Genomic DNA, 12483 nt, shown 5'->3' on the forward strand with positions numbered 1-12483 from the left:
CCCGTCGTGTGGCACGGTGGTGCCGCGGGTACGCCGTGGGCGTTCGTCTGACTCGGGAGGTGCGTGTGCTCACTGTCGTCGTGGTGATGGTCCTGATCCTGCTGGTGGCCGGACTGGTGGCGGCGTACGTCGCCTACCCCCACCGCGGCGAGCAGATGCCGGCCGCGCCCTGGCTCGGCGACGCGATGGCCCGGGCCGTCGACGCCGCGCCCGTCCTCGCAGAGGAGGACGAGAAGGTCTTCGCCCTCGACCCGCCTCGTGAGCACGGAGACGCCGAGCAGCGCCACTGACGGACCGCGCCACCTGCTCTGGTTGGATTGAGCCCATGGGTGACTGGCTCTATCTCGTCATCGCGATCGCCGTCCTGGCGGTCGCGCTCGTCGTCGGACTCGTCGTCGGCCGGGCCCGGCGTACGCCGTCGGCGCCGCCGGCGCCGGCCCCGGGCCTGCGCACCCCGCCCCCGCCCCCCGCGCCGACTGCGGCACCGACGACGGAGGCGCCGGCCGAGATCCCGGTCGAGGCAGAGGCCCCCGCCGCTCCCGCCGAGCCGCCCGCGCCTGCGCTGGAGCGACCCGAGGGCACGGCGTCCCGGCTGGTCCGGCTGCGCCAGCGCCTGGCCGGCTCGCAGAGCGGGCTCGGCCGCGGCCTGCTCGCCCTGCTCTCCCGGGACCGCCTCGACGAGGACACCTGGGAGTCGATCGAGGACACCCTGCTCACCGCCGACGTGGGCGTCGCGCCCACCCAGGAGCTGGTCGAGAACCTGCGCACCCGCCTGCGGGTGGAGGGCGGCGAGGACGCGCGTGCGGTGCTCCGCGAGGAGCTGCTGACCCTGGTCGACGCCGGCATGGACCGCCGCCTCCAGGTGAGCGGCGCCGAGGGCAGGCCCGGGGTGGTGCTCGTGGTCGGCGTCAACGGCTCGGGCAAGACCACCACCGTCGGCAAGGTCTCCCGGATCCTGGTCGCCGAGGACCGCACCGTGGTGCTCGGCGCCGCCGACACCTTCCGCGCCGCCGCCGTGGAGCAGCTGGCCACCTGGGGCGAGCGCGTCGGCGTCGACGTGGTCCGCGGAGCCGAGGGCACCGACCCGGCGAGCGTCGCGTTCGAGGCGGTCAAGGAGGGCCTCGACACCGGCGCGGACACCGTGATCGTCGACACCGCCGGCCGGCTGCAGAACAAGGCCGGCCTGATGGACGAGCTCGGCAAGGTCAAGCGGGTGATCGAGAAGCAGGCGCCGGTCACCGAGGTGCTGCTGGTCCTCGACGCCACCACCGGTCAGAACGGCCTGATCCAGGCCCGCGTCTTCAGCGAGGTCGTCGACGTCACCGGCATCGTGCTCACGAAGCTCGACGGCTCCGCCAAGGGCGGCATCGTCGTCCAGGTGCAGCGCGAGCTGGGCGTCCCGGTCAAGCTGGTCGGGCTCGGCGAAGGGGCCGACGACCTGGCCCCCTTCGACCCAGGGGCGTTCGTCGACGCGCTGTTGGGCTAGTGGCCATCACCGGAAGTTCTTCGGGTGGCCCGCACCCCGGGCACGCACCTCGCGGCGTTGCCGTCGCTTGCTGGACGAACAAGTAGAGCCGCGCTCCGGCGCCTTGCGATGCACGCACCCTGTGCACGGGCCACCCCCGAGGAACTTCCAGCGACGACCACTAGCGACCCCTCTCAGCGCTCGTCGTCCGGGTTGCGCACGGGCCGGACGGTGGGACCGGCGAGTCCTCGCTCGCGGTTGACGACCTCCGCCTCACGGAGGGCGACGGTCCGGGCGAGATCGGTGAAGCGACGGTCGACCTGTTGGAACCGCTGGAAGACACTGAACGTGACCGCGATCAGGGCGACGACGGTCGCGTAGAGCACCAGGTCGGTGCCCCGGCCGACGCCGAGGAGTTGGGCCAGCCGGTTCACGTCTTCGGGGCGCAGCACCGCGTACACGTTCGCGATGGCGAAGAGCACGATCGCGATCCGCTTGCCCGCCTGCACGTGGATCTGGTGCGATCGCCGCGTCGTGACGTAGAGGATCGCCAGGACGGCGACGATCAGGGTGATCTGGATCGGCATGCTCAGCCCCTCCGTTGGCGCAGCGAGAGGTCGAACAGGATGTTGATCCCGTTGACCAGGGACTGGCCCTTGCTGCGCGAGTAGTCGGTGTAGTCGATCGTCACCGGCATCTCACGCACCCGCCACGACGAATGACTGAGGTGCTGCACGATCTCCGACGCGTGGGCCATGCCGTTCATGGTGATCCGCATCTCGTCGGCGACGGGTCTGGTCAGGACGCGCAGTCCGTTGTGGGCGTCGGTCAGCTTCAGGCGGCGGCTCGACAGGCTGGTGAACGCCGCGACCTTGAGCACGATCCGCTTCAGGCGGGGGACCTGGACGTCCTCGTCCTGGCCTCCGAACCGGGTGCCGAGCACGACGTCCGCCTCCCCGCTGCGCGCCAGCGCAACCATCGCCTCGGCGTCCGAGGTGCGGTGCTGTCCGTCCGCGTCGAAGGTGACGAAGTACGCCGCACCCGGCTGCCTGCGGGCATAGGCGAGGCCGGTCTCCAGCGAGGCGCCCTGGCCGAGGTTGACCGGGTGTCGCACGAGGTGGGCGCCGGTGGCCGCGATCTCGTCGATCGACCCGTCGGTGCTGCCGTCATCGACGCACACGACATGCCTGAACACGCTGAGCACATGCTCGACCACGTCACGGAGGACGGGAGCCTCGTTGTAGACGGGGATCACGATCCACACGTCGTCGTACTGATGGTGAACCACGCGCATCCCTCATGACGGTGCCAGTGCCCGCGCATCATAACCAGCGGGCAGCGCGGGCCTGCGGCCCGCGGTTGCCCGCCGCGCCGGGATGTCTGTCGGGCCGGCCGGACGCCGTTAACGCGCCCGAAACAGACCACGGGCACTCGTTTCCTGACCGCAACATGGCGCGGCGCGCGCCGAAACGTACGCCGCCGAGGGTGTTGGCCAATGGGCGGGCTCCGGGAGCCGACAGCGCGGTCGTCGCCGTACCCGCCCCTCCCGAGATGCGATCCCTGGAGGTTCTGTGGACGGCTACTACGCCTTCATGCTGGTGGCGACGGCCCTCGTCCTGATGATGACCGTGCCGGCGCTGGCGCTCTTCTACGGCGGCATGAGCCGCTCGAAGTCCGTGCTGAACATGATGATGATGTCGTACGTCGCGGTGGGCGTCGTCGGCATCGTGTACGTGCTGTGGGGCTGGTCGATGACGTTCGGCCCCGACGACGTGGGTGGGCTCTTCGCGAACCCCTTCGACCTGTTCGGCCTCGACGGCGTCGCCTCCGACGGCTACGTCGCGGTGATGTTCCAGATGACCTTCGCCGCCATCACCTCGGCGCTGATCTCCGGCACCATCGCCGACCGCGTGAAGCTGTCGGCCTGGATCGTGTTCCTGCCGCTGTGGGTCACGCTGAGCTACTTCCCGATCGGCCACATGGTCTGGGGCGGCGGCTTCATCTCCGAGCACTTCGGTGCGCAGGACTACGCGGGCGGCACCGTCGTCCACATCAACGCCGGGGTCGCGGCCCTGGTGCTGGCGCTGGTCGTCGGCAAGCGGATCGGCTTCGGCAAGGAGCCGATGCGGCCGCACAACCTGACGCTGACGATGCTCGGCGCCGGCCTCCTGTGGTTCGGCTGGTACGGCTTCAACGTCGGCTCGATCGTCTTCACCGGCGCGACCGATGAGGAGAACCTCGCGCAGTTCTACTCCGAGACCGGCGTGACCTTCCTGAACACCACGGTCGCCACCTGCGCCGCGATGCTCGCCTGGCTGCTGGTCGAGCAGGTGCTGCACGGCAAGGCGACCTCGCTCGGCGCCGCCTCCGGCATCGTCGCGGGCCTGGTCGCGATCACGCCGTCCTGCGGCGCGGTCGAGATCCCGGGCGCGATCCTCATCGGCGCCGTCGCGGGCGGCCTGTGCGCCTGGGCGGTCGGCCTGAAGTTCCGGTTCGGTCTCGACGACTCGCTCGACGTCGTCGGCGTGCACCTCGTGGGCGGCATCGTCGGCACCGTGCTGATCGGCCTGGTCTCCTCCTCCGCCGCCCCGGGCGGCATCGACGGGCTGCTGTACGGCGGCGGCTTCGGGCCGCTGGGCGATCAGGTGATGGCGGCCGCCATCGCGATCGCGTGGTCGGCGGTGTTCACCACGGTCATCGCCTACGCCATCAAGCTGACGATCGGCTGGCGGGTCTCCGACGAGGCCGAGGTCGACGGCATCGACAGCGACCAGCACGGCGAGTCGGCGTACGACCTGCACGGCGGGCTCGGCGCCGGCACCGCCACCACCCCGTCGGTTCTGGCCAAGAGCACGATCACCGAAGGAGCCAACGCATGAAGCTCGTGACGGCGGTGATCAAGCCGCACAAGTGGGAGGACGTCCGGGAGGCGCTGGAGACCTTCGGCGTCGCCGGGATGACCGTCAGCGAGGTCAGCGGCTACGGCCGGCAGAAGGGCCACACCGAGGTCTACCGGGGCGCGGAGTACGACATCGCGCTGGTGCCCAAGATCCGGATCGAGATCGTCGTCGAGGACGAGGCGGCCGAGGACGTGGTCGGGATCGTGGTCAAGTCCGCTCAGACCGGCCGCATCGGCGACGGCAAGGTCTGGGTGCAGCCGGTCGACACCGTGGTCCGGGTGCGCACGGGCGACCGGGGAGAGGCGGCGCTCTGACGGCCGCGGGGCGCGCCCGGCGTACCGCCGAGGCCGACGCGCGATGCGTCGCGGCCTACCGCGCGAGTGCGGGCCCGGACGCCGGCGCCGCCCTGGTGGCCGTCGGCGGCTACGGACGCGGCGAGCTGGCGCCGTACTCCGACCTCGACGTGCTGCTCGTGGCCGACGACGGCGTGGACGTGCGGGCGGTCGCGGAGCGGGTCTGGTATCCGCTGTGGGACTCCGGCTCCAGGCTCGACCACGCCGTGCGCACCCTGTCGGAGGCGCGGGCGGCGGCCGGGGCCGACCTGAGGGTCGCGCTGGGCCTGCTCGACGTCCGCCACCTCGCCGGCGACGCCGGCCTGACGCTGCGACTGCGCACCACCGTGCTCGCCGACTGGCGACGCGGAGCCCGGGACCGGCTGCCGGCGCTCCGAGAGCTGGTGCAGGCGCGGCACCAGCGGGTCGGCGAGGTCGCCCACCTGTCCGTGCCCGACCTCAAGGAGGCCGAGGGCGGGCTGCGCGACGCCACGGTGCTGAAGGCGCTGGTCGCCACCTGGCTGGTCGACGTACCGCACGTCGAGCTCGAGCGGGCCCGGCAGGCGATGCTCGACGTGCGCGACGTCCTCCACGAGGTCGCGGGCCGGGCGGGGGATCGGCTCGACCCGGAGCAGTGGGCCGACCTCGCCCGGGGTCTGGGCCTCGCCGACGCACCGGCGGCGCAGGTGCGGGTCCGCGAGCTCGGACGGCGGATCGCGCACCTCTCGCACCTGACCTGGCGGCGCGTCGAGGCGGCCCTGGCGCGACCGGCGCGCACCGCGGCCGGCCGCCGGCCCGAGCTCGCGCCGCTCGCGGCGGGGGTGGCGCTCTCCGGCGGCGAGGTGGTGCTGACTGGCGCCGCCCGGCCGGGGGAGGACCCACTCCTGCTGCTGCGGGCCGCGGCGCTGGCGGCCGAGCGCGACGTCGTGCTCGCTCCGCCGACCGCGGCGCGCCTGGCCCGCGAGGCGGCCCCGCTGCCGACGCCCTGGCCGGCGGAGGCGCGGCAGCTGATGGTCCGGCTGCTCGCCTCGGGGCGCGGCCTGCTCGCGGTGTGGGAGACGCTCGACGAGACCGGCGCGCTGGCCCGGATCCTGCCCGAGTGGGAGCGGCTGCGCCTGCTGCCGCATGCGTCGCCGATCCACCGCTTCACCGTCGACCGGCACGTCGTCGAGACGTGTGTCGAGGCGTCGGCGCTGATCCGCCGGGTCGGCCGGCCCGACGTGCTGGTGGTCGGCGCCCTGCTGCACGACATCGGCAAGGGCGGCCTCGCCGCGCACAGCGTCGCGGGGGAACCGGTGGCCCGCGAGATCGCCGCGCGGATGGGGTTCGGTCCCGACGCCGTCGACCTGGTCGCCCGGCTGGTGCGCTGGCACCTGCTGCTCTCGGAGACGGCGACGACCCGGGACGTCGACGACCCCGCGACGGCCGAGCTGGTCGCGCAGCGGGTCGGGAGCGTCGAGGCGCTCGACCTGCTGCTCGCGCTCACCGAGGCGGATGCGAAGGCGACCGCGCCGAAGGTGTGGTCGTCGTGGCGCGGGGGCCTGGTCCGCGGCCTGGCGTGCCGGACCCGGGCGGCGATCGACACCGGGGGAGTGCCGCCGCCGGTCACCTCCGACGTACCCGTCCCCGGGGAGGTACGCCGCGGCGCAGTGTCGATCACGGTCGAGGACCTGCCGGACGGCACCCGGGTCCGGGTGATCGCGCCCGACCGGGTGGGGCTGCTGGCCGACGTCGCGGCGGTGCTCGCGCTCCAGCGCGTTCCGGTGCGGGCCGCGCGGGCCTGGGCCCAGGACCAGTACGCCGTGTCGGTGTGGGAGGTCGACGCGGCCGGCCTGGACCCTGCGGTGCTCCGGCAGCGCTACGAGGCGATCGTCGCCGGCCGCCTCGACCCGGCCGTCAGCCTGCGCCGGACCGAGCCGACCGCCGCGCTCGAGCCGACCGTCGTCGTCCGGCCCGAGGCGTCGGCGCGCGCGACCGTGCTCGAGGTGCGCACCGCCGACCGGCCGGGCACCGTCCACCTGGTCTGTGCCGCGCTGGCGGGCCTCGACATCGCCGTCAGGTCGGCGCACGTCGACACGCTGGGACCGCAGGCGGTCGACGTGTTCTACCTGCAGGAGGCCGCTGCCGGGGTGCTCGGTGACGTGCGGGCCGCCCAGGCGGCGCACGCGGTGCGGGCGGCGCTCAGCGCGGTCGCGGGATCCTGACCTGGTTGCGTTGGAGGTCGACGTTCCAGACCGGGTGCTCCGGGTCGGGCGTGGGCAGCACCTCGCCCATCTGCCTGCGGCTCTCGAGGTCCTCGTCGGCGCGCGCCCGGGCCGGGTCGAACGCCTCGAAGGCGGTGCCGAACGCGACCCCCGCACCGGCCCCGCTGTCGGCAGCGGTGTTGATCATGCGAGTACCGGCCCACACGACGAGGGCGCCGCCCGCCAGCAGCACCGCGACGGCCACCAGCACGAGCACCATGCCGCCAGCGTACGGCCCGCGAGGGCCGCCCGGTTAGGCTTGGCCTCTGCATCCGACCGTCCAGGCACCCCTCCAGCACCTCAGGACAGCACTTGTTCGCGACACTCTCCGACCGGCTCGCCGACACCTTCAAGAACCTCCGCGGGAAGGGTCGGCTCTCCGAGGCCGACATCGACGCCACCGCCCGCGAGATCCGGATCGCGCTGCTCGAGGCCGACGTCGCCCTTCCGGTGGTCAAGGAGTTCGTCGGCGCGGTCAAGGAGCGGGCTCGCGGCGAGGAGGTCAGCCAGGCGCTGAACCCCGCCCAGCAGATCGTCAAGATCGTCAACGAGGAGCTCGTCGCGATCCTCGGCGGCGAGACCCGCCGGCTGCGCTACGCCAAGTCCGGCCCGACCGTGATCATGCTCGCGGGCCTCCAGGGTGCCGGCAAGACGACGCTGGCCGCGAAGCTCGCGCTCTGGCTCAAGGAGCAGGGCAAGAGCCCGCTGCTGGTCGCCGCCGACCTCCAGCGGCCGAACGCCGTCAACCAGCTCCAGGTCAACGGCGAGCGGGTCGGCGTCAAGGTCTTCGCCCCCGAGCCCGGGAATGGCGTCGGGGACCCGGTGCGGGTCGCCCGCGACGCGGTCGAGGAGGCCAAGCGCACCCTGCACGACGTCGTCATCGTCGACACCGCCGGCCGCCTCGGCGTCGACGCCGAGATGATGAAGCAGGCCGCCGACATCCGCGACGCCGTCCAGCCCGACGAGGTGCTCTTCGTCGTCGACGCGATGATCGGTCAGGACGCCGTCAGCACGGCCCAGGCGTTCCTCGACGGGGTCGGGTACGACGGCGTCGTGCTCACCAAGCTCGACGGCGACGCCCGCGGTGGAGCCGCGCTGTCGATCGCGTCGATCACCGGCAAGCCGGTCATGTTCGCCTCCAACGGCGAGAAGATGACCGACTTCGACCTCTTCCACCCCGACCGGATGGCCTCGCGCATCCTCGACATGGGCGACGTCATGACGCTCATCGAGCAGGCCGAGAAGACCTTCGACGCCGAGCAGGCCGCGAAGGCCGCCGGCAAGCTGCAGACCGGCGACTTCACCCTCGACGACTTCCTCGAGCAGATGCAGCAGGTCCGCAAGCTCGGCTCGATGTCGAAGATCATGGGGATGCTGCCCGGGATGGGGCAGTTCCGCGACCAGCTCGAGAACTTCGACGAGCGCGAGATCGACCGCATCCAGGCGATCATCCAGTCGATGACGCCGGCCGAGCGGGCCAACCCCAAGCTCATCGACGGCTCCCGCCGGGCGCGCATCGCACGTGGCTCGGGCCGGCAGGTCTCCGACGTCAACCAGCTCGTCGACCGCTTCTTCGAGGCGCGCAAGATGATGCAGTCGCTGGCCAAGGGCGGCGGCATGCCCGGCATGCCCGGCATGCCGGGCATGCCCGGCATGGGCGGCAAGCGCTCGAAGGCCAAGCAGCAGGCCAAGAAGGGCAAGGGCAAGCGGGTCTCCGGCAACCCGGCTAAGGCCGCCCAGCAGGCCGCCGCGGAGAAGGAGAAGGCCGCCAGCGGCGGCAACCCGTTCGGCACGCCCGCCGGCGGCGACGAGCCGGTCGACTACGAGAAGGCCGCCGCGGCGCTCAACCTGCCCAAGGACTTCTCCAAGTACCTCAAGTGACCCAGGTCCTCATCGTCGACGCCGCCAACGTCGTCGGCAGCCGGCCGGACGGCTGGTGGAAGGACCGCGCCGGCGCGGCCCGCCGGCTGCACGAGTCGCTGCTCGTGGCCGACACGGCGTACGACGAGATCGTGCTCGTCCTCGAGGGCCAGGCCAAGGGTGGGGTGCGCGCCGGGCGCGACGGACACGTGCGCACCGTCCATGCGAAGGGCGTCGGCGACGACACGATCGTCGCCGAGGCGCAGCGCGCCGCGGAGCGGGGCGACCGGGTGGTGGTCGTGACCGCGGACCGCTTCCTGCAGTCCCGGGTCGGAGGCGTGGGCGCGCAGGCGCTCAGTCCGTCCTGGCTGCTCGACCAGTTGTAGCGGCCCGGAATCGGCCTTCGGCCGGTCGGAGCCCTAGACTGGAGCCAGTTCAGGGTTTCACGCGTCTTGGAGGTGGGTTCGGCGCGTCGTTCGACGCGACCCGAAAGGCCCCTCCCGTGTCACCCCTCGCCTCCTACCGGCGGCTCTTCGAGCTCGCGGGTCCGACGTACGTCGTCGTCGCGTTCGTCGCCCGCCTGCCGCTCGCGATGAGTCAGCTGGGCACCCTGCTCCTGGTCGCCGGCGCGACCGGCAGCTACGGCCTCGGCGGACTCTCCGCCGGCGCCCTCGCCGTCGCGAACGCCGTCGGCGCCCCGATCGCGGGCTCGCTCGCGGACCGGCTCGGCCAGCGCCACGTGGTGCTCGTCCAGTCGGTGGCCGGCGCCGCCTCGCTGACGCTGCTCGTCGCCCTGGTGCACGCCGACGCGGCGCCGGCGACCGTCGTCGCGGTCGCCGCCCTCGCCGGGCTCACGATGCCCCAGGTCGGGCCGCTGGCCCGGGTGCGCTGGCGGCCGATCACGGCCCGCACCGGCGGTCAGCAGCGCCGCCTCGTCGATGTCGCGTTCTCCTACGAGGGCGCCGCCGACGAGGCGTCGTTCGCGATCGGCCCGGCCCTCGTGGGCCTCGGGGTCGTCGTGATCTCGCCCGGTGGTGCGCTGCTCCTCGCGGCCGCGATGCTCGCGGTCTTCGGTACGGCGTTCGCGCTGCACCGCACCGCGCGGACCCATCGTGGTGCGGGCGCCGCGCTGCCGACCGGGCGGCTGCTGACCCCGGTGCTCGTGGTGCTGGTCAGCGCCCAGCTGCTGATCGGCACCCTCTTCGGTGCGACCCAGACCGGCACGACGGTGCTGGCCACCGCCGCCGGTCAGCCGGGTGTCGCCGGACTCGTGCACGCCACCCTCGGGGTCGGCAGCGCCGTCGCGGGCATCGCTACCGCGTTCATCCCCGAGCGGATCGGCCCGGAGCGGCGGATCCTCGCCGCGGTCAGCGCGCTCTTCGTGCTCTCGTTCCCGCTGCTGCTGGTCGACGGCCTGCCGGCGCTGATCGCGGTCGTGGCGGTGCTCGGCTGCGCGGTCGCGCCCTTCATGATCGGCGTGTTCACCCTCGCCGAGCGGGTCGTCGCGCCCGCCCGCGTCGCCACCGCGATGACGGTGCTCGCCAGCGCCACCGGCCTCGGCTACGCCGTCGGCTCCACCATCGCCGGCCGGCTCGCCGACCAGCACGGCCACACCGCGGCCTTCGCGGTCACCGTCGTTGCGATGGCGGTCGCGTTCGTCCTGGTCCTCACCGCGCAGCGGCGGCTCCAGGCCGCCCTGCACGTCGCCCGGCAGCCCGAGCTCGTCGCCGCGTAGCCGGCGCGGCGATCGGGTGGTCGAGGAAGGCGCGCGCCCGGTGGTTGAGGAAGGCGCGCTAGCGCCTGTCTCGAAACCACCTGTCCCGGGTTGGGGGAGTGTTGGCGTCGTCCCGCGGGCGCCAGTGTGGGTGCGCGTCCTGCGCCGTCCAGGGTTCGCTTCGCCGCTTCGCGCCCTTGACGGCTCCTCCCGCGCACCCTGTCGGCGCCTGTCGGGAGGACGCCGACCTGTGGTCGGGACTGGGTCGCGTTGGGGGTGGTTTCGAGACGGTTGCTAGCGCAACCTCCTCAACCACCGTCGCCGAGTCTCCCGCCGAGCACGGTGGTTGAGGAAGGCGCGCTAGCGCCTGTCTCGAAACCACCTGTACCGCGCGAGCGATTGTCGGCGCCCTCCCGGCGGCGCCAGCGTGGGTGCGTGGGTTTCGAGACGGTTGCTAGCGCAACCTCCTCAACCACCGTCGCCGAGCCTCCCTCCGAGCCCGGTGGTTGAGGAAGGCGCGCTGGCGCCTGTCTCGAAACCACCCCAAGCCGGCCACCCCGGCCGAACTGGTCCGCCCAATCCCTTGTGTGATCGAACAATCGTTCGATACAATGAGGCATGACCAGCGCTCCCGTCACCGACCTCCGGGCCGGTGACGTGTCCGACGCGTCGAGGATGAGCGAGGCGGAGCTGGTGGACGCGATCCGCGCCCTCGAGGACACCAAAGCGAAGGCCTGCGCGGCCCAGGCCCGGTTGACCCGGGCACTCGATGCCCGCGTGAAGGCCCGGCACGCCGACCAGGGGGTGCCGGCGGCGCGGCGGGGGCGGGACGTGCCCGGTCTGGTGGCCTACGCCCGCCGGGAGTCCCCCGCGCGCGGGTCGCGGTTGTTGGGGTTCGCGCACGCCCTGGCCGAGCTCCCCTCGACGGAGGCCGCGCTGGCGGCCGGGGTGGTGTCGGAGTGGCGGGCGATCCTGATCGCCCGGGAGACCGCCTGCCTGGCACCCGGGCACCGGGCCCGGGTGGACGCCGAGCTGTGCGCCCCCGACTCCGATGGCGCGTATCGGTTCGAGGGGTGGGGCGACCGACGACTCGTCGCGCAGACCCGGGCGCTGGTCGCCGGCCTGGACCCGGCCGCGGTGGTCGACCGCCGCGCGAAGGCGGAGGCCGAGCGGCACGTGAGCCTGCGGCCCGCGCCGGACACGATGGCCCGGCTCTCGGTACTGCTGCCGGTCGCTCAGGGTGTCGCGGTCTACGCCACCCTGACCCGGGTCGCCGACTCCGCTCGTGCCCAGGGCGACCCGCGGTCACGGGGTCAGGTGATGACCGACACCCTCGTCGAGCTCGTCACCGGACAGGCCACGGCGGAGGGGGTCCCGGTCACGGTCAACCTGACCGTCTCCGACCACACCCTCCTCGCCGGCGGACACCAGCCCGCCTGGCTCACCGGCTACGGCCCCCTGACCGCCGACCACGCCCGCGACCTCGCCGCCACCGCCCTCGCCCACGCGCAGGCGCAGACGGCGCAGACGGCGCGGACGGCGCTGCGGCGGCTCTACGTGGCCCCCGAGACCGGCACCCTCGTCGCAATGGAGGCCCGCGCCCGGGCGTTCCCGAAGGCCCTCGGGCTGTTCCTCGAGCTGCGCGACCAGACCTGTCGCACCCCCTGGTGCAACGCCCCGGTCCGTCACCACGACCACATCACCGACCACGCCGACGGTGGTCCCACCTCCGCGATCAACGGCCAAGGCCTGTGCGAGCAGTGCAACCACACCAAACAGGCCCCCGGCTGGCGGGCCAGACCACTGGCCGGCCCGCCCGATCAGCACGTCGTCGAGACCACGCTGCCTACCGGCCACGTCATCCGATCAACAGCGCCCCGCGCACCCACCCCCAGCCGCGTCGTGCCCCTCATGGGAGGCGAGCTCTACTACACCGACCTCCACATCGCCGTCGACTACGCCGCCTGAC

The 12483-nt window shown here is 73.1% G+C and carries 12 protein-coding genes; 9 read left to right on the forward strand and 3 right to left on the reverse strand.

All coding sequences use genetic code 11. The features are described from left to right. Positions 1–59 precede the first annotated feature (59 nt). Positions 60–290 carry a hypothetical protein gene (locus tag KM427_RS09935; protein WP_183590578.1) on the forward strand — a complete coding sequence of 77 codons (231 nt, stop codon included), beginning with the start codon at positions 60–62 and terminating at the stop codon, positions 288–290. A 35-nt stretch (positions 291–325) separates the two neighbouring features. Beyond that, positions 326–1486 (forward strand): signal recognition particle-docking protein FtsY, encoded by a 1161-nt coding sequence (gene ftsY / locus KM427_RS09940; RefSeq protein WP_215527090.1) that lies wholly within the window; start codon positions 326–328, stop codon positions 1484–1486. Positions 1487–1659: 173 nt separating this feature from the next. On the opposite strand, the gene KM427_RS09945 is transcribed toward ftsY, so the two are convergent. Next, on the reverse strand, positions 1660–2052 hold the full coding sequence (locus KM427_RS09945) for a DUF2304 domain-containing protein (protein ID WP_215527091.1): 393 nt from the start codon (positions 2050–2052) through the stop codon (positions 1660–1662). Between the two features lie 2 nt (positions 2053–2054). Continuing rightward, positions 2055–2753: a glycosyltransferase family 2 protein gene (locus KM427_RS09950; protein ID WP_252275240.1), complete on the reverse strand. Its 699-nt coding sequence runs from the start codon at positions 2751–2753 to the stop codon at positions 2055–2057. 283 nt (positions 2754–3036) lie between these two features. Here KM427_RS09950 and KM427_RS09955 point away from each other — a divergent pair, with 283 nt between their 5' ends. From KM427_RS09955 to KM427_RS09965, 3 genes are read left to right on the forward strand one after another with little or no spacing between them, the layout of a single operon-like run. Beyond that, positions 3037–4344 carry an ammonium transporter gene (locus KM427_RS09955; RefSeq protein WP_252275242.1) on the forward strand — a complete coding sequence of 436 codons (1308 nt, stop codon included), beginning with the start codon at positions 3037–3039 and terminating at the stop codon, positions 4342–4344. After that, positions 4341–4679: a P-II family nitrogen regulator gene (locus KM427_RS09960; protein WP_215527093.1), complete on the forward strand. Its 339-nt coding sequence runs from the start codon at positions 4341–4343 to the stop codon at positions 4677–4679. Before KM427_RS09955 ends, KM427_RS09960 begins: the two co-directional genes overlap by 4 nt. Further along, complete coding sequence (locus KM427_RS09965; protein WP_252275380.1) at positions 4676–6901, forward strand: [protein-PII] uridylyltransferase; 2226 nt, start codon at positions 4676–4678, stop codon at positions 6899–6901. The genes KM427_RS09960 and KM427_RS09965 overlap by 4 nt, the downstream gene beginning before the upstream one ends. On the opposite strand, the gene KM427_RS09970 is transcribed toward KM427_RS09965, so the two are convergent. After that, entirely contained in the window at positions 6879–7160 is a 282-nt protein-coding gene (locus KM427_RS09970; protein ID WP_215527094.1) for a hypothetical protein, read from the reverse strand. The two genes, KM427_RS09965 and KM427_RS09970, sit on opposite strands and share 23 nt — an antisense overlap. Before the next feature lie 92 nt (positions 7161–7252). On the opposite strand from KM427_RS09970, the gene ffh reads away from it, so the two are divergent. The 4 genes from ffh (at position 7253) to KM427_RS09990 (ending at position 12482) form a co-directional block, all read left to right on the forward strand. Next, positions 7253–8821 (forward strand): signal recognition particle protein, encoded by a 1569-nt coding sequence (ffh, locus tag KM427_RS09975; RefSeq protein WP_215527095.1) that lies wholly within the window; start codon positions 7253–7255, stop codon positions 8819–8821. Next, entirely contained in the window at positions 8818–9186 is a 369-nt protein-coding gene (locus tag KM427_RS09980; RefSeq protein ID WP_183590571.1) for an NYN domain-containing protein, read from the forward strand. The genes ffh and KM427_RS09980 overlap by 4 nt, the downstream gene beginning before the upstream one ends. A gap of 116 nt (positions 9187–9302) precedes the next feature. After that, positions 9303–10535, forward strand: coding sequence for an MFS transporter (locus KM427_RS09985; RefSeq protein ID WP_215527096.1), 1233 nt, complete (start codon positions 9303–9305; stop codon positions 10533–10535). Between the two features lie 597 nt (positions 10536–11132). Further along, a complete protein-coding gene (locus KM427_RS09990) occupies positions 11133–12482 on the forward strand; it encodes an HNH endonuclease signature motif containing protein (protein ID WP_215527097.1) in 1350 nt (449 codons plus the stop codon). Position 12483 lies beyond the last annotated feature (1 nt).

Source organism: Nocardioides sp. LMS-CY (assembly GCF_018732145.1).
GTDB classification, from domain to species: domain Bacteria; phylum Actinomycetota; class Actinomycetes; order Propionibacteriales; family Nocardioidaceae; genus Nocardioides; species Nocardioides soli.

Excerpts from the sequence above, each read along its gene's own strand:
- ftsY (WP_215527090.1), top strand. The coding sequence starts at position 326 with ATGGGTGACTGGCTCTATCTCGTCATCGCGATCGCCGTCCTGGCGGTC.
- KM427_RS09945 (WP_215527091.1), bottom strand. The coding sequence starts at position 2,052 with ATGCCGATCCAGATCACCCTGATCGTCGCCGTCCTGGCGATCCTCTAC.
- KM427_RS09960 (WP_215527093.1), top strand. The coding sequence starts at position 4,341 with ATGAAGCTCGTGACGGCGGTGATCAAGCCGCACAAGTGGGAGGACGTC.
- KM427_RS09970 (WP_215527094.1), bottom strand. The coding sequence starts at position 7,160 with ATGGTGCTCGTGCTGGTGGCCGTCGCGGTGCTGCTGGCGGGCGGCGCC.
- KM427_RS09990 (WP_215527097.1), top strand. The coding sequence starts at position 11,133 with ATGACCAGCGCTCCCGTCACCGACCTCCGGGCCGGTGACGTGTCCGAC.